Source organism: Mesorhizobium sp. C399B (assembly GCF_030323185.1).
GTDB lineage: Bacteria > Pseudomonadota > Alphaproteobacteria > Rhizobiales > Rhizobiaceae > Mesorhizobium.
Genome location: NZ_CP100472.1, coordinates 3,406,957 through 3,424,030 on the forward strand (window position 1 = coordinate 3,406,957; position 17,074 = coordinate 3,424,030).

Consider the following 17,074-nt stretch of genomic DNA (forward strand, 5'->3'; position numbering starts at 1 on the left):
CCAGCCTCAAGCAGAAGACATGGAGCCTTCAGGCGCGAGGGCCAGAGAGGTCAGGCGATAACGCCAAAGAAAAGCCCGGCGCGAGGGCCGGGCTTAACTTCAGAAACTCCTACAGGATCAGGCGAGGCTGCCATTGATCCAATGCGACAGCGCTGTCTTCGGCGCGGCGCCGACCTTCATGTCGGCGACTTCGCCGCCCTTGAAGATCATCAGCGTCGGGATCGAGCGCACGCCGAATTGGGCGGCAAGCTCGGGGTTCTCGTCGATGTTCAGCTTGGCGATCTTGATCTTGTCGCCGAGTTCGTTGGCGATCTCTTCCAGCGACGGACCGATCATCTTGCAGGGGCCGCACCATTCGGCCCAGAAATCCACGACGACGGGCTGCGAGGCGTTGAGCACATCGGCCTGGAAATTGCTCTTGTCGACCTTGACGGTGGCCATACGAAAATCCTTTCGAAATTTATCTCGCACCAAATGTGGTGGTTCAGCAGCCCTTCTTCAAGCAGAACTTGTGTCACGCTCCCGTGAGTCGGGCAAGGGCGTCATCCATCGCTTGCACCGGCAGTTCGATAAGCCTCGGTGCCTCGGTGAACAGCAGTGCTGCCGTCACCGCGCGGCCGGGGTAAAGCGGCTGGAGCAGCGCGCGGTAGAGCGCCAGCTGCAGGATATAGGCCGGCGGCACCTGGGCCAGGCCTGCGGGCGCCGGCCGGTTGGTCTTGTAGTCGACGATCGATACGCGCCCGGGCGTCACCGCCAGCCGGTCGATCTTGCCGGAGATCGAGCGCAGCCTGCCCTTGACCTCAAGGCTGCCCATCACAGCAACTTCGGCGCGGGACGACGGCGAAAACAGCCCGGCAAAACGCGAATCTCTGAGGATCGCCATCACCGAAGCCAGCGCCTTGTTGCGCTCGGCCTCCGGCCAGTCGGCGCCGGCTCGAATGAGATACTGCGCCGCCGCGCCTTGCCGTTCGTCTTCGGCAAAACCGGGCAGCATCTGCAGCAGCTTGTGCAGCGCCAGCCCGCGCATCACCGCAAAGCCCGGCTCCGCCTCGCTGTCCAGCACCGGCGAGCGGGTATCGACAACAGCTTCCTTGGCCTCGTCGATCAGCGCCGACGCGCCGGAAGGCGACAGCGGGCGCGGCAGCTCCTCATAAGGCGGCAAGGGCCGGAACAAGCCCACCGGCAGCGGCGGCACCTGTTGCGGCAGCCGCGACTCGTCGGCTGCCGCTTGCGCCACCGGCGGAAGCTTGGTCATGACGAAACGGTGCACCGGCTCGCTGCTGGCGGGGTGGCGGCGCTCCGTGCTTTCCGGCGCGGCAAGCAGCGCGCGGCTGACAATCGAATGCCAGGTGCCGGTGCTGGGCTGACGCTTGCCGTGATAGCCGCAGACGATCAGCCGGTCCTCGGCGCGCGTCATGCCGACATAGAGCAGCCGCCGGTATTCGTCGTCGGCAAGCTCCCGCGCCCTGGCCGAGGCCGCCTTGGAGAAGCCGTTGGCGACATCGGCGGCCGAGCGCCAGAGATAGCCCTTGCCGTCGAAATTGCGGCCCGAAGCGTCGAACGGCATGAGCCGCGGCAGATGCTGGTCGCTGAACGGCGCCGAACCGCCATCGACCAGGAAGACAACAGGCGCTTCCAGGCCCTTGGCGGCATGCACGGTCATGACGCGGACCTCGTCGCGCGTCTGGTCCATCTCGCGCTTGATCTCCGGGCCGGTGTTTTCCAGCGTCGCCAGGAAAGCCTCCAGCCCCGGCAAGCCGGTGCGTTCTTCGGCCAGACAGAAACTCAGGAACTCGTCGAGAATATCGCCGGCTTCCGGTCCAAGCCGGGCGATCATCTTCTTGCGCAGGCCGTCGCGCGCCAGCACCCCGGCGTAGAATTCGAACACCGGCCGGAACGCCGCCTCGTTGGCCCAGCCGTCGAGCCGGGCAACGACATTGGTCAGCGCGGTATTGTCGCCAGCATGCTGGCGTAATGAGGCGATCAGCGATGTTCCGGCTGGCCGTCCGGCGCCAAGCGTAAAAAGCGTCTCCTCCGACACGTCGAAAACCGGGCTGCGCAGCACGGCGGCGAGCGACAGGTCATCCTGCGGCTGGATGAGGAAATGGCCGAGTGCGATCAGGTCCTTGACCGCTATGTGGCCGGGCAGGCTCAGCCGGTCGGCGCCGGCGACGGGAATATCGCGGTCCTTCAGCGCGCGCGACAGCGCATGGACGAAGCGGTCGCGCTTGCGCACCAGCACCAGTATGTCGCCGGCCCTCAGCCTGCGTCCCTTGCCCTCGATGATCTCGCGGTCCTTGAGCCAGGTCTGGATGGCCGCAGCCACGTGCTCGGCCACCCGCACAGCCGGCGCGCTGGCATGATTGACCGGCAGCGTCCAGTCGTCGGGCTCCTCGACGGCGTCAGCGCCGAGCGACGGCCAGACCTCGACATAGCCAGGCGCGTCGTTGCGGATCGCCTTGTGGTCGAGCGGATCGGGGTCATGGCTGATGCCGCGCCGCACGCCCGGATCGGCAAAGACGCGGTCGACGGCGGCAAGCACGTCGTCGGTCGACCGGAACGACCAGGTCAGTTTCAGGTCGGCAAACGAAGCATTGGCGGCGTTCACGCGTCCGGAAAACAAGAGCCGGCTGTCGGCGAAGGAATCCGGCGCGGCACCCTGAAAGGAATAGATCGACTGCTTTTCGTCGCCGACGGCGAACACCGTGCGATTGGTCGTGCCGCGCTGGCCGTGGCCGGCAAAGAACTCCTCCGCCAGCCGCTTCACCACCTCCCATTGGTCGGGGCTGGTGTCCTGCGCCTCGTCCAGCAGGATGTGGTCGATACCCTGGTCGAGCTTGTACTGCACCCAGGGTCCGGCATCCGGCCGCGCCAGAAGGTTGACGGTGCGGGTGATGAGGTCGTTGAAGTCGAGAAAGCCGCGGCTGCGCTTCAGGCGCTCGTACCGCACGATCAGCCAGTCGGCTATGGTCAACGCCGCGACCGTGCCTTCCAGCATCCGGAACAGCGCCAGCCGGTCGGAGACCTCTGTTATCGCATTGACGGCCGCCAGATAGCGCTCGGGAAGGTCGGGCAGCCGGCCGAGCAGCGCCTTCTTGAACAACTTTGAGGGATCATAGGGGTCGCCATCGGCCTTGAGAAAGGCTTTGCCGAGCATCTGCAGCCGGCGGGTCGGGTCCGTCTCGGCAAAGGCCAAGCGGGCATAGGGCAAGAGATTGTTGAGCACGGTGCGGGCGTCGGCGGCCTCGGCGGCACTGGCGAACACTGCAAAGAAGTCCGGCAGGAAACCCGGCAGCGGCCATACCGATGCCGCTATGTCTTCGGCGCTCTGCCCGGGGCGAAAATGGAATTCGTCGAACAGGGCCTGAAAGCCGCCGCCGTCGCGCCGGACCGCATCGATGAAGCCGCGTAAGCCGTCGCGCTTGCGCACGATTTCGGCGAGCAGCGCATCGAGTCCGTGTTCGCCGCCGCGCTCCAGCACGGTGGCAAAGGCCTCGGCCAGTCCGGTGTCTCCGGCTGACGTGCCCGAAATCATGTCCCGGCGGGCGCCAGCAAACAGCGAGGCCTCCATCTGCGGATCGAGCATTTCGAAATGCGCCGGGATGTTGGCCTCCAGCGGAAACTGGTGCAGCACCGATTCGCAGAAGGCGTGGATGGTCTGGATCTTCAGCCCGCCCGGCGTTTCCAGCGCTTCGGCAAACAGCCGGCGCGCCCGCCGCATCGTGTCGCGGTCGGGTCGGCGGCCGTCCACCGCCTCAATCTTTGTGGCAAGCTCGGCATCGCCGAGCGCCGTCCATTCCGACAGGGTCGAGAACACGCGGTTCGACATGTTGGCGGCGGCCGCCCGCGTATAGGTCAGGCACAGGATCTTCGACGGATCGGTGCCGTTGAGCAGCAGCCGGATGACGCGCTGGGCCAGCACATGCGTCTTGCCCGAGCCGGCATTGGCCGACACCCAGGCCGAGTTCTTCGGGTCGGAAGCGCGCGCCTGGCTGGCGGCGGTTTCGCTGGGGATGGGATAGGCTTTTTTCATGTCTCCCCCGCCTCGTCATCGCTGTCGCCGCCGGCCGACCATTCGAGCACGCGCGCCAGATGGTCGTAATCGCCATCGCTCTCGCCCTCGCGAAACGGCAGCGCCCGCGACAGGTAGCCGGTCGTCGGATCTGCATAATGGACCAGCAGCTTTTCCAGCCGCGCCCAGGCCTCCTCGGCGAGGTCTTCGGCGGTCCGAGGCTGGCGGTTGTAGTCGAGGATGGATTCCTCGAACACTTCGCCATTCGGCTTCAGCCGCACAAATGCAAGCTGGGAGGGCTCGCGCGCGCCAAGCCCCTTGAAGGCGCCGCGCCGGAGCAGCGCCCCTTCGAGCGCCAGCTGTGGCGCCAGCAGCGTGTGGGCCTGCGCCTTGGACGGGGACGAGCCGGTCTTGTAGTCGAGAATGTCGGCCATGCCACCGGCCAAAAGGTCGACGCGGTCGGCATAGCCGGACAGCGTCACGCCGGTGCGGCCGACAGCGGTCTTTTCGGCGCGCTCCTCGGCATGCCGCCGGGCGACGGCGGGAGCGCGGCCGCGCTCCCATTCGATGATGTTGGCGGCAAGCTTTTCGAAGCGCGGCCACCACACAGCCTCGACATCGGCGGGCAGGGCGATCTCGGCAAAGCAGGTCCGGCCGGCAGCGATGAGGCGTTCCAGAGCTTCGGGCGCGCGGGGATCCGCCACCTCTGTCGAGAACAGATGCAGGATGTCATGAAACAGCGTGCCGCGCTCGGCCGCGCCGGGGTCGCGGATCACCGGCTCGAGCGGCAGAAGGCTCAGAATACGCTTGGCATAGACCGCATAGGGGTCGCGGCGCAGCGTCTCGATCTCGGTCACCGAGAAGTGGGTGGGCCGCATGCTCAGCGGCGGTTTCGGCTGCGGTCGCGGCGCGAAATGCTGCCGCTCGCCGGCATCGAGCGCGCGCGCCCAGGCAAGCATTTCGTCGCCGCGTCCGCGCAGTGCGGCTGCAGGATCCTTGCCGATGAAGGTGAGGATGCGCTGCAACCAGCGCGACGGCACCGCCGGTGCGTCGCTGGCGCGGGCGGAGCGCGTCAGCACCACCTTTTTCGCCCCCATCGCCATCTGGAAGTCGTGGGCGGCAAGGCCGATACGGCGCTCCGGCGGCTCGAGATCGATGCCGGTCTTCATCAACCGCGACATGAAGCGATCGCTTTCCGGCTTGCGTGGCCACACGCCCTCGTTCAGCCCGCCAATGACCAGCGTGTCGACATTCTGCAGCCGCGCTTCCAGCGCGCCCCATATCGCGATGTTGCGGTCTGTGCCTTGCCCCGGCTTGACCGTTTCCGGTGCTACCAGCGCGTCCATCACATCAGGCCATTCGTCGGCCGGGAAGTCGAAGGACGCCGACGCCGCGACCACGCCGCGCAGCAACTCGGCGAGTTTTTCACCGGCATCGCCGGCATAGAGTTCAGCGAGGCTGCCGTCCGCCGTGCGGCCGAGATTTTCCAGCGCGGCGACGCTCGCTCTGGTCAGCGCGACGAGATCGGCGTTCTCTTCTCCGCGAAAGGCGGTCAGCGGCGCCAGTGCCGTCACAAGCCGGCTCAGCAGCTCGCGGGCATCGTCGATGCCGCGCACGCTCAGGCGCGAAAACCAGAAGGGCTGGCGCTTGTCCCCGCGCAGCCCGGCGAGACGCTCCTCGAACAGTGCTGGCAAAGAGGCGATGTCGGGGCGTCCGGTGCCGCCGCGCAGCGCCACGAGTTCGATGAGCTCGGTGGCATGGCGCACGCCGGTGCGCTCAAGTCCGAGCCCGAGCAGCGGATGCTTGAGCAGCGACAAAAGGCCGACGGGATCGCCCGGCCGGAATACTGCTTGAAGTGCGAGCCGCAGCAGGCTGGCGGCAGGCATGTTGGCGAGCGGCGTGCCGCCGGAATCGTCGGCGATCACGCCGAAGCGCAACAGCTCGGCCGAGACGCGCCGCGCCAGCCCGCGGTCGCCGGTAACGAGAGCTGCCCTGTGTCCCGGCTGTTCCACGGCGGTTTTCAGCGCGATGGCGATCGCCACCGCCTCGTCGCGTTCGCTGGCGGCTTCGACCAGCGTCACGTCGGCGAAGGCCTCGGCGATATCCAGGGCGTTGAAGCGTATGCGGGTCTCGGCCCATAATTCCGTGGTCTCGGCCGGCCGCAGCGCCTCGCCGACAAGGGCCGCGCGAAGCGCCAGTGCGGGCTCGGCGGCGACCACTTCCTCGACATCGCCACGCAGCACGCCGATCTTGCCGATCAGCTTGGCCATGCCGTATTGCGGGTGGCCGAGCAGTGCCGGCCGCGCACCGGGCGCCGCAATCGCGGCAAAAGACGGTTCGTCCAGCATCCCATCGAGCCCGGGCAGCACCGCGGCGCCGTTGGGCAGGCTGGCGACCGTGGCAAGCAGTTCAGCCGTGGCGGGAATAGAGCCCGTCGAGCCGGCGGCGATCACCGGGCCTTTGGGCGGGTTGCGTTCCAGCCGCTTCGCCTCGCGCCGGATCAGCGCATTGCGGTGCGCGGCCGGGTTGGAGCGGTCGCGCTCCTCCAGTAATTTCGGCCAGGCCTCGGTGACGATACGGAGGAAATCGAGCGTCACAAGCCACCATCCGGCAAGATTGCCGGTGACCAGATCGGCAAGCCTGGTCCAGTCCGTGCCTTCGGTTTCGATCTCGTCCATCAGCCGGGCGAGGTCACGCGCTAGCCAGATCGCATCGGCGGCGGAGGCCGGCACGACGATCTCTTCGTTGAACATATCAAGGACATGCGCCGGCAAGGTGCGCTTCCAGGCCCGCACCAGCGGCGCCAGCAGCAGCAGGCGTTCGATGGCTGCGATCGGCGGCGCCATTTCAAGCTCGGTCGGCGTGCCGGCGTCGAAGGCGGCTTCGACCTCGTCGAACTCTCCGAGCGGGCGGATGACCGGCAGGATCGCCGAACGGCGGCTCCCTCCCGGTCCCGAAAGCGCGTCGACAAAAGCGCCGCGCAGCGCACGGGCCGCGCGCCGTGTCGGCACATAGATGGTGACATCAGCCAGCGCCAGCGGATCGCCGTCGAACCGGAAGCCGGGCACCAGCCGTCCGGCCAGCAAGGCCTCGGCCAGAGTCGGCAGGAATGGCGCTCCGGGCGGGATCGAAAGAACGCGGCGCGCGCCGCTCATACCACCTTCGCGAGAGCGTCGGCGACCGCCGCTTCCGCCTGCGGAATGGCGTCGGGAGTGCCGACGGTGATCCAGCTTCCGCGCATCTGCATGCCGAACAGACGGCCAGAGGCGATTGCCTTGTCGAAATAGGTGTTGAGCGAATGCGCCCCGGCCGGCGCATCCCTGAAGATGGCGGGATTGACGATTGCCGCTCCGGCATAGATCAACCCGGCCGGATCGCCTTTCGAGCGCCGCAGGCCGCCATCCGGCGCCATCAGGAAATCCGTGCCGACACCGTGTCCGGTGGCCGAGTCGAGATCGGTAAGCATCAGCAGAATATCCATTTTCGCGCCGTCCCATGCAAGGGCAAGGCGCTCGAGGCTGGGCTGGCCGCTGTCGATCCAGAACGTATCGGCGTTGATGATGTAGAAGGGTTCGGCACCCAGCAGCGGCAATGCCTTGACGATGCCACCCGCCGAATTCAGCAGCGCGTCGCGCTCGTCGGAAATGACGATCTTTGGCGCCCGCCTGTGGGCGATATGGGCGACGATCTGGTCCGGCAGATAGTGCACGTTGACGATGGCTTTCTCGACGCCGGCCGCTTCGAGACTGTCCAGCCCCCAGTCGAGCAAGGTCCTGCCGGCGATCCGCACCAGCGGCTTCGGCATGGTGTCGGTGATCGGCCGCATGCGCTTGCCAAGACCAGCCGCCAGCACCATCGCTGTGGTCAAGGTCACGGGAGCCGTTCCTCCAGCAGGCCATGTGCCATGTAAAACTCCTTCAACTGAGCCAGCGCCGGGTGCGCCAGCGCCCGCCTGAGATAATCGCGGATGCGCGGCAGGTGTCGGAGATAATAGGGCTTGCCGTCGCGCTTTTCGAGCCGCACGAAAATGCCGAGGATCTTCGAATTGCGCTGCGCCGCCATGATCGCATAGGCCGCGCGGAAGGCGTCCTCATCGAAGCCGACGGCGGCGTGGCGCGCAGCGACATAGGCGTCCACGGTCCGCTGCTCGATATCGGGCGAAACGGTGACGCGGGCATCCATGGCCAGCGACGCAACGTCATAGGCCGCAGGACCCATCAGCGCGTCCTGGACGTCGACGATGCCGAGGCGGTCGTGGCCTTTGCGGTCACCGCGCCAGATGATGTTGGGCGAATGGAAGTCGCGCAGCATCAGCGTGTATTCCTGTGTGTCCAGCCGATCGAGAACCGCGTTCCATTCCCTGTGATAGCCGGCGCGTAAAGCCTCGCTTGCCGGGCTGCCGGTCACCATCGGCACATACCAATCGACCAAGAGATCGGCTTCGATCAGCATGGCGTCGCGATCGAACGGCGGCACCTCGTGGAAGACGCCCGGCACGGCCTCCATGCGCTGCGGCCAGGTCTTCCCATGCATCATCGCCAGCAATTCGGCCGCTGCCGCGTAGCGCTCGGCCACCGGCTCATCATTGCCGTCGAGAAAACCTTCCGAGCCCAGATGCTCCAGCAGCAGAAAGCCCCGTTCGAGATCCTCGGCATGGATTTTTGGGACACTGACACCTTGCGACAGCAGCGCCTTGTCGATGGCGACGAAAGCGGTGACCGACTGCGCCGTGTGGGCGATCACGGCATAGGGCTTGCCGTCGCGCACCGGCGGCCCCAGCACCAGCCTTGGCGAATTCATCAGCACGCGCGGCGCAAGGCCGGCGAGCGAAACAATCTCGTAAGAGCGCGCCGAGGCGTCGCCGACGAAATGGCGCCGCGCGGCGTCGCCCCAACCGGCCGTTTTGAGGAAATCGCGCATCGCCAGCGATCGCGCCACGCGTTCGAAGGCAACGCCTTGGCCCGATAGTTTCGCCAATCGTCCTTCGTCCTGATGGACGAGTTCGATCCAGATCGACGTTCTCGGAAGAGCGGCCTCCGCCCGTTCCGGCCACTCGACAAGGGCAGCGCCCTGCAGCAGCGCCTCGTCGAAACCCAGCTCGTCCATCTCGCCGGCCGAGGACAGGCGATAGAGATCGAAATGGTGCACGGGGATGCGCGTGTCGTAGCTTTGCACCAAGGTGAAGGTAGGGCTCGGCACATCGAGGCCGGCATCATCGGCCAGCGCCCTGATCAGGGCCCGCGCCAGCGTCGACTTGCCGGCGCCGAGATCGCCCTTGAGCGCCAGCACGTCGCCCGGCCGCAGCGCCATGGCCAGGTCCTCGCCGAACCTTGCGGTCGTAGCCTCGTCGGCGAGAAAACGCTCCAGCACAACAACGGTCATCGAGCCCGCTACTCGGCCGCGGCGCGGATGCCCGACGGTGCATCGGGGAAGGTGCAGATGACGGTGGTGCCCTTGTCCTTGCCGGTCTCGATGCGCACGCTGCCGCCATGCAGTTCGACAAAGCTCTTGACGATCGACAGGCCTAAGCCCGCGCCGCGCCGGCGTCCGCCATTGGTGCGCGGCTCGAAGCGGCGGAACACCGAATCGAGCAGGTCCGGCGGCATGCCGGGGCCGTTGTCATGGACGGAGAATTCCACGCCTTGCTCCAAATGCCGGCAGGCGAGCGTGATCGTGCTCGCCTCCGGCGCGTAATTGGCCGCGTTGCTGAGCAGATTGTAGAGGATCTGGCGAACCCGGGTCTCGTCGCCGTGAAAACTCTTCGGCGCCGCAGCGGCATCGATCCGAAGCTTGATCGAATGCTCTTGCAGCCGGTCGGCGACCAGTTCGGCCGCGGCCTCGATGGTGCGCTCGACGCTTACTTCCGAAATGTCGAGCTGCATGATGCCGGCGTCGACGGTGGCGAGGTCGAGTATGTCGTTGACGATGGTGAGCAGCACCGAGGATGACGAGCCGACATGCTCGACATATTCGCGCTGCTTTGGGCTGAGCGGCCCGGTCGCCGGCAGCGACAGAAGCTCGGTGAAGCCGATGATGTTGGTCAGCGGCGAGCGCAGCTCGTAGGAGACGTGCTGCACGAACTCGTTCTTCAGCTGGTCGGATTTCTGCAGCGCTTCGTTCTTGTCCTTCAGCGCGCGCTCGACATTGACGCTGTCGGTGACGTCCACAAAGGTCATCATCACCTGGCCGTTGGGCAGCGGGATGACGGCGTAGCTGAGCACTGTGCCGTTCTTCAGTTCGGTCTGGCCATGGCGGTCGCGGCGCTCGTCGTCGAAACCGGTGATGGCGGCGACGAACCCGCCCCACGGGCTGTCGACGGCGCGCTGGTCGCTGAGATCGCGGATCGCCGAGACATGGACGTTGGGCTTGATCACATCCTGGCTCAGTCCCCACAGCGCGACAAAGGCCGGGTTCGACAGGCGCAGCCGCCCATCGGGACCGAACACCGCGACGCCTTCGGCCAGATTGTCGAGCGTTTCGCCCTGGACCCGCACCGCCGTCTGGTAGCGGCTTTCCAGGTCCATCTTCTCGGTCAGGTTCTCGAACACCCAGGTCACGCCGCCCTTCGGCTGCGGGTTGGCGACCACGCGGATGGTCTTGCCGTCGGGCAAATGCCACCAATGCTCTTGCGATTCCACCGCGCGGTAGGCGCCAAGCAGGCCTTCTTTCCAACGCCGCCATTCCGGCTGCTCGGCGATCTTGCCTTCGCTGCGCAGCCGGTCGAGCAGCAGCGCATTGTCGGGCGCGCTGTGCAGGAAGCCCGGGTCCAGCCCCCACAGTTTCTGGAACGCCTGGTTGAAGAAGCGCAACTTCTCGTTGGCATCGAAGATCGCCACCGCCGTGTTGAGCTGGTCGAGCGTGTCGGCATGGCTGCGCACCGTGCGCTCATATTCGCCGCGAATGGTTTCGGTGGCGCTGGTGTCGCAGGCAAGGCCGGCCGAGCCGTCCGCACCGGCGAAGTCGGTGACGGCGAACACGCGGCGGTCGCCCTCGATCACCGTCGACAGCGTTTGTTCGAAGATTGGGCGCGATTTGTGCTGCGCGGCGATCTGTTCGCGCGCTTGGGCGCCGAGGAATTCCTTGGCTTCGCGCACGGCGGTCTCGGCGTTCGGTGCCTCGACCGCTCCGGCATAGGCACGGTTGACCCATTTCAGCCGCCCGTCGGTGGCGCGCAGCCAGGCCGGCATCGGCAAGGCGTCGAGCAGGCCGATCATGGTCTCGTAGTCGGCAGCCAGACGCTGGTTCTCGATCTTCAGCCTGGCTTGGCTCCTCTGAGTTTCCGACAGCGAGACGAAGCGCACCAGCACATGCGCGGCGCTCTTGCGGCCATGCACTTCAAGCGGCGCCCCGGCCTGCGATTCGATCACGAGATCAAAGGGTTTCGCTTTCTCGCGCAGACCAGCGACGGCATTTTCGAGCGCCGCCGCCGAGCGCGGCATCAGCCAGCGGCCGAAGGCGAGGAAGGCTGCACGGTCGTCCGGCGCGCCGCTTTCCAGCGGCAGCGTGCCGATCAGCTCCGGCTTCTTGTTCTCGGACGCCCAGACGATGACGCGCTGGTCACGCAGATTGAGCAGCGCCTCGGAGCGCTGCAGCGCCGCATTGATGTCGGCAATGCGGGCTCTGAGTTCGACATTCTGCGCCGAGGTGCGGGCTCTTTCGCGGATCAGGAAGATGGCCGAGAGCAGTGCCGCGCCCATGACGCCGACGAACATGGCGAGCTGGATGACTTCGACCGCGCTGACCGACAGTCCGGCCTTCTGCGCAATGGCCGGCTCGGCATGGGCTGCAAACGAGGTGAGCGGGCCGGCAAGAGCTGAGGTGGCAAGAAAGCCGGCGGTGCGGGCGCCGACGCGCCTCTTCAGGCCACCGCCTGTCGTGACGGAGCCAGTGCTATCGGAATCGTCATGGCCGCCGGAAACGGCCGATCCCGCGCGAGGCGGGTTTTCCCCCGGCATGCCTTGGTCCTCTTCGCCGCCTGAATGCAAGACCGCCCAGATCAGGATCACGTTTGGTAGAAACGCCCTTCTGACCTAACTCTCTCTTGAAGAGCATGATCTTTTCCGAAAACCGCTTCCCACTTTTCGCTGACGCGGTCCTTCGGTTCGAATCATGCTCTCGATGCGTACGCCGGCCCTCGTCCCCGGCCCACGAATCAGCACAATAGCGCGTGCTGGAATCGGCGTGAAGAATCATCCGCGCAAAAAAGAAGCCGGGCGAAAAGTCAATCGCCCGGCTTCAATATCTAGTGATAAACGCCGCTTCTGTTAATAGCGGTAGTGTTCCGGCTTGAACGGACCCTGCGGGGTCACGCCGATATAGGCGGCCTGTTCGCCGGACAGTTCGGTTAGGCGGGCTCCGAGCTTGTCGAGATGCAGACGCGCCACCTTCTCGTCGAGGTGCTTGGGCAGCACATAGACCTGGTTCTGGTACTGGCCGGGCTTGGTGTAGAGTTCGATCTGCGCCAGCACCTGATTGGTGAACGAGGCCGACATCACGAAGCTCGGATGACCGGTCGCGTTGCCGAGGTTGAGCAGGCGCCCCTCGGACAGCAGGATCATCCGCTTGCCGTCCGGGAAGGTTATCATGTCGACCTGCGGCTTGACGTTGGTCCATTGCAGGTTGCGCAGCGACGCGACCTGGATCTCATTGTCGAAGTGGCCGATATTGCCGACGATCACCATGTCCTTCATCGAGCGCATGTGGTCGAGGGTGACGACATCCTTGTTGCCGGTGGTGGTGATGACGATGTCGGCGGTTGGTGCGGCATCTTCCAGCGTGACGACTTCAAAGCCGTCCATCGCCGCCTGCAGCGCGCAGATCGGATCGACTTCCGTGACCTTGACGCGGGCGCCGGCGCCCTTGAGCGAAGCCGACGAGCCCTTGCCGACGTCGCCATAGCCGCAGACGACCGCAACCTTGCCGGCCATCATGGTGTCGGTGCCGCGGCGGATGCCGTCGACCAGCGATTCCTTGCAGCCATATTTGTTGTCGAACTTCGACTTGGTGACCGAGTCGTTGACGTTGATCGCGGGGAACGGCAGCAGGCCCTTCTTCTGCAGCTGGTAGAGACGGTTGACGCCCGTCGTCGTCTCTTCGGTGACGCCGCGAATGGCTTCCTTCTGCTTGGTGAAGAAGCCGGGTGAGGCCTTCAGGCGCTTCTTGACCTGGGCGTAGAAGTATTCCTCTTCCTCGCTCTGCGGGTTGGACAGCACGTCCTCGCCGGCCTCGGCGCGGGCGCCGATCAGTATGTACATGGTGGCGTCGCCGCCATCGTCGAGGATCATGTTGGAGAGGCCGCCATCGGCCCACTGGAAGATCCTGTCGGTGTAGTCCCAATACTCCTCGAGCGACTCGCCCTTGACGGCGAACACCGGGATGCCGGCCTCGGCGATGGCTGCGGCCGCATGGTCCTGGGTCGAGAAGATGTTGCACGAGGCCCAGCGGATATCGGCGCCAAGCGCCTTCAGCGTCTCGATCAGCACCGCAGTCTGGATGGTCATGTGCAGCGAGCCGGTGATGCGCGCACCTTTCAACGGCTTCTTGTCGCCGAATTCCTCGCGGCAGGCCATCAGGCCCGGCATTTCGGTTTCGGCGATATCGAGTTCCTTGCGGCCCCAGCCGGCAAGCGAGATGTCGGCGACCACATAGTCCTTGCTACCTGTCATGGCAGTGCTCCGGTGTGATTTGTCTTCAGAATGCGCCTGCGCCACACGGCGCGTCGAAGGGCGCGGAATGCCGGCCTGACTAGCAGATCGCCGCCAAGACGACAATGGATATAAAGAAATCTTTATGCGCGTATGTGTTTTACGGGGATGCATGCCGCCCAAAAGTATCCCGCGGTTTTGGGACAACGGCGTTCAAAGCAAAAACTTCAGCACTCTTCGCCGAAGCGCGAGGCGACCAGCTGCTCCAGCGCGTCCATCGCCGCTGCGGCTTCAGCGCCGCTGGCGGTGACGCGGATCGAATAACCGGGGCTCGCCGCCAGCATCATCAGCCCCATGATCGAGGTGCCGCCGACCTTGAGACCATCCTTCTCGACATGGACGGTGGCGTCGAAGCCGCTGGCGACCTGGACGAACTTCGCCGAGGCGCGCGCATGCAGGCCGCGCTGGTTGACGATCGGGAACTCGCGCACGATCTCACCGGGCGACAGCGCGTTCATTTGCTGCTCAGCAGCTGACTTGCGACGTTGATGTATTTGCGCCCCGCGGCCTGCGCCTCGTCGAGCGCGGTCGCCATGTTGTCGCCCTTGCGGATCGACGACAGCTTGATCAGCATCGGCAGGTTCATGCCGGCGATGACCTCGGTGCGACCGGATTCCATCACCGAAATGGCGAGGTTGGAAGGCGTGCCGCCGAACATATCGGTCAGAACGATGACGCCGGTCCCGGTGTCGACGCGGCCGACGGCGTCGACGATATCGCGCCGACGCTGCTCCATATCGTCATCGGCGCCGATTGCCACGGTTTCGAAATTGTCTTGTGGCCCCACGACATGTTCCACGGCATGGCGGAACTCGGCGGCCAGTTGACCGTGCGTTACAAGCACGAGTCCGATCATTCTATGGTGGCTCCCGTCATCGCCGCTTCACAGGCGCTTTTTATGCTCGCCGGCCATCCCAGGCGGCGGGAGCGCTATCTTGTCGACGCGCGGCGCGTTGACAAGCCCAAAATTGCGTCGGCCATGGCCAATTTGACGCATTGCAGCAAAAAACCGGCGGCGGATCATACGAAAGGCGCAATCGCCAGCCGCGCCATTACCGCCGGCAAAGCCGCAGTGACGTTGCGCTGAACGAGGTCGATGCGCGGCACCACACAGCCGGCAATGGTCGCGCTCGACTCTTCCTGGAAACGCTCCACAGCGTTAGCGGCAACCAGCTGGATCGTAAGGTCGATGACTCCCACAGGTTGGAACAAAAGCGGCTTCGGACCAAGTCCGGGCACCTCTGCGAGGCCGGCAATGCTGGCGGGCGCATGGCAGACCAGCCGCCCGAAACGCGCCGCGACAAACAGCTGGTCGTCGCCGATCAGCCGCGCAAACAGCCCGAGCCGGCTGAAATGGTCGATGAGCGCCAGCGCCAGCGTTGTCTTGCCCGAGCCGGACGGCCCGGTGATCAGGACGCCCCGCTCGCCAATCAGGACTGCGGTGGCATGGATGTTCTCGGGTTCCGCGGTGGGATCGGGCATGCGCAGCCGCGATCAGCCTTCGGCCGGCAGCGTAACGACGAAGCGCGCGCCCTTGATGTCGCCGGGCTTGGTGCCGGGGATGTTCTCGGCGGTCAGCGTGCCGCCATGGGCTTCGACGATCTGCCTGGATATCGACAGGCCAAGCCCCGAATTCTGGCCGAACGCCTCGCCCGCCGGGCGGTCGGTGTAGAAGCGCTCGAAGATGCGGTCGATGGCGTCGGCGCGGATTCCGGGGCCGTTGTCGTCGACGGTGACGATGTTGACCTTGCCCGAGCGTGCCAGGGAAATGGCGATATGGCCGTGGTCCTCCGGCACGAAGGAGCGGGCATTCTCGATCAGATTGGTGATGACCTGGCCGATCCTCAGATCATGGCCGGTGACGAAATAGCCTTTGACGCCTTGCGGCAGCTTGGCGGCCTTGAATTCGATCTCGACAGCCTTTTTGTTGCGCGTCGCTTCGCGCGACACGGCGACGAGATCGGTAATGAATTTCTTCAAATCGACCGTGGCGGCATCCTCACGCGCCAGTTCGGCGTCGAGGCGCGAGGCATCGGAAATGTCGGTGATCAGCCGGTCGAGACGCCGGACATCGTGCTGGATGATCTCCATCAGCCTGCCGCGTGAATTGTCGTTCTTGGCCAGCGGCAAGGTCTCCACCGCGCTGCGCAGCGAGGTCAGCGGGTTCTTCAGCTCGTGCGAGACATCGGCGGCGAAGCTTTCGATCGCCTCGATGCGGGCATAGAGCGCATTGGTCATGTCGCGCACCGCGACCGACAAATTGCCGATCTCGTCCTGGCGGTCGGAAAAGTCGGGGATCTCCTCGCGGCTCTTGACGCCGCGCCGCACCCGCACTGCCGCCGCCGATAGCCGGCGCAGCGGATTGGCGATGGTGGATGCGAGCAGCATCGACAGGATGGCGGTGACCAGGGCGGCGATGCCGAACACGCGCAAAATAGCCTTGCGCTCGGCGGCGACGATCTTGTCGATGTCGCCGCCTTCCGTCGACAGCATCAGCACGCCGAGAACGGCGCGGAAGCGCTGGATCGGCACCGCCACCGAAACGATCTGCTCGCCTTGTTCGCTCACCCGCACGATCGTCGATGGACTGCCGGTCAGCGCCTTGACCACTTCCGGGAAGGCCGCACCGTTGCCGCCGGGCTGCTCATGGTAGACGGGCAGGTCCTTGTTGCGGAAGAAGTCGAAGACGAATTTCTGCACGCGCTCCAGCATATCCGGCTGCTCGTCCTCGACCGGCGGCAGGTCGTAGCGCAGGATCTGGCCGCGCGAATAGAGATGGCGCGAATCGAGCAGCAGATTGGCGTCGCGGTCATAGATGCGGGCCCGGGTGCGCGTCGGCGAAATCAGCCGCCGCAGCACCGGCGCGACGCGCTCGGGATTGATCGGGAAATCCAGATTGTCGAGCTGGTCTGAGCCCGGCCCCAGGCTTTCACCGGCCTGCAGTTCGAGCAGTTTTTCCGGATCGATGCTGATCGAATCGGTCTCGACCGTTGCCGACGCGGCAATGGCGCCGGCGATGATCTCGCCCTGCGTCATCAGGCTTTCGACGCGGGCGTCGATCAGCCCGTCGCGGAAGGTGTTGAGATAGAGGATGCCGGTGACCAGCACGGCGAGGCCGGCCAGGTTGAGGAACAGGATGCGCCGGGTCAGGCTGGAAAAGATGTGGTGGCCGAGGAAGCGGCGCATCGGCACCGTCAACCTCGACAGGAATGCGGGCAGAATCCGCGACCGCCTGACAGCGCTCGTTCGTCTGCTCCGCTGTACATCCACTGCCATCGAATAGCAGCTCCCGCCTAGTCTTTGGTTTTATGCATGTCGTCGTCCCAAAAACGCGACCACTTTTGGGCGACATGCATCA

General features: G+C 65.4%; 11 protein-coding genes. All 11 read right to left on the bottom strand.

Annotated elements, in window-relative coordinates:
- Positions 1–117 precede the first annotated feature (117 nt).
- A complete protein-coding gene (trxA, locus tag NLY36_RS16485) occupies positions 118–441 on the bottom strand; it encodes a thioredoxin (protein WP_023672297.1) in 324 nt (107 codons plus the stop codon).
- Positions 442–514: 73 nt separating this feature from the next.
- Positions 515–4,033, bottom strand: a complete 3,519-nt coding sequence (addA, locus tag NLY36_RS16490; protein WP_023736955.1) for a double-strand break repair helicase AddA — start codon at positions 4,031–4,033, stop codon at positions 515–517.
- On the bottom strand, positions 4,030–7,167 hold the full coding sequence (gene addB, locus NLY36_RS16495) for a double-strand break repair protein AddB (RefSeq protein ID WP_286461239.1): 3,138 nt from the start codon (positions 7,165–7,167) through the stop codon (positions 4,030–4,032). Before addB ends, addA begins: the two co-directional genes overlap by 4 nt.
- Positions 7,164–7,868: a nucleotidyltransferase family protein gene (locus NLY36_RS16500; RefSeq protein ID WP_031199014.1), complete on the bottom strand. Its 705-nt coding sequence runs from the start codon at positions 7,866–7,868 to the stop codon at positions 7,164–7,166. Before NLY36_RS16500 ends, addB begins: the two co-directional genes overlap by 4 nt.
- A 14-nt stretch (positions 7,869–7,882) precedes the next feature.
- Complete coding sequence (tsaE, locus tag NLY36_RS16505) at positions 7,883–9,394, bottom strand: tRNA (adenosine(37)-N6)-threonylcarbamoyltransferase complex ATPase subunit type 1 TsaE (protein WP_023695999.1); 1,512 nt, start codon at positions 9,392–9,394, stop codon at positions 7,883–7,885.
- A gap of 8 nt (positions 9,395–9,402) precedes the next feature.
- Entirely contained in the window at positions 9,403–11,967 is a 2,565-nt protein-coding gene (locus NLY36_RS16510) for a sensor histidine kinase (protein ID WP_023695998.1), read from the bottom strand.
- Positions 11,968–12,276: 309 nt separating this feature from the next.
- Complete coding sequence (ahcY, locus tag NLY36_RS16515) at positions 12,277–13,677, bottom strand: adenosylhomocysteinase (RefSeq protein WP_023681401.1); 1,401 nt, start codon at positions 13,675–13,677, stop codon at positions 12,277–12,279.
- Between the two features lie 206 nt (positions 13,678–13,883).
- A complete protein-coding gene (locus NLY36_RS16520; protein ID WP_023672303.1) occupies positions 13,884–14,174 on the bottom strand; it encodes an HPr family phosphocarrier protein in 291 nt (96 codons plus the stop codon).
- Positions 14,171–14,572, bottom strand: coding sequence for a PTS sugar transporter subunit IIA (locus NLY36_RS16525; protein ID WP_023672304.1), 402 nt, complete (start codon positions 14,570–14,572; stop codon positions 14,171–14,173). The genes NLY36_RS16520 and NLY36_RS16525 overlap by 4 nt, the downstream gene beginning before the upstream one ends.
- Before the next feature lie 164 nt (positions 14,573–14,736).
- Positions 14,737–15,198: an HPr kinase/phosphorylase gene (locus tag NLY36_RS16530; RefSeq protein ID WP_023672306.1), complete on the bottom strand. Its 462-nt coding sequence runs from the start codon at positions 15,196–15,198 to the stop codon at positions 14,737–14,739.
- A 12-nt stretch (positions 15,199–15,210) separates the two neighbouring features.
- Positions 15,211–16,992: a sensor histidine kinase gene (locus NLY36_RS16535; RefSeq protein ID WP_023672307.1), complete on the bottom strand. Its 1,782-nt coding sequence runs from the start codon at positions 16,990–16,992 to the stop codon at positions 15,211–15,213.
- Positions 16,993–17,074: the final 82 nt, after the last annotated feature.

Excerpts from the sequence above, each read along its gene's own strand:
- trxA (WP_023672297.1), bottom strand. The coding sequence starts at position 441 with ATGGCCACCGTCAAGGTCGACAAGAGCAATTTCCAGGCCGATGTGCTC.
- addA (WP_023736955.1), bottom strand. The coding sequence starts at position 4,033 with ATGAAAAAAGCCTATCCCATCCCCAGCGAAACCGCCGCCAGCCAGGCG.
- addB (WP_286461239.1), bottom strand. The coding sequence starts at position 7,167 with ATGAGCGGCGCGCGCCGCGTTCTTTCGATCCCGCCCGGAGCGCCATTC.
- NLY36_RS16500 (WP_031199014.1), bottom strand. The coding sequence starts at position 7,868 with ATGGTGCTGGCGGCTGGTCTTGGCAAGCGCATGCGGCCGATCACCGAC.
- tsaE (WP_023695999.1), bottom strand. The coding sequence starts at position 9,394 with ATGACCGTTGTTGTGCTGGAGCGTTTTCTCGCCGACGAGGCTACGACC.
- NLY36_RS16510 (WP_023695998.1), bottom strand. The coding sequence starts at position 11,967 with ATGCCGGGGGAAAACCCGCCTCGCGCGGGATCGGCCGTTTCCGGCGGC.
- ahcY (WP_023681401.1), bottom strand. The coding sequence starts at position 13,677 with ATGACAGGTAGCAAGGACTATGTGGTCGCCGACATCTCGCTTGCCGGC.
- NLY36_RS16520 (WP_023672303.1), bottom strand. The coding sequence starts at position 14,174 with ATGAACGCGCTGTCGCCCGGTGAGATCGTGCGCGAGTTCCCGATCGTC.
- NLY36_RS16525 (WP_023672304.1), bottom strand. The coding sequence starts at position 14,572 with ATGATCGGACTCGTGCTTGTAACGCACGGTCAACTGGCCGCCGAGTTC.
- NLY36_RS16530 (WP_023672306.1), bottom strand. The coding sequence starts at position 15,198 with ATGCCCGATCCCACCGCGGAACCCGAGAACATCCATGCCACCGCAGTC.
- NLY36_RS16535 (WP_023672307.1), bottom strand. The coding sequence starts at position 16,992 with ATGGCAGTGGATGTACAGCGGAGCAGACGAACGAGCGCTGTCAGGCGG.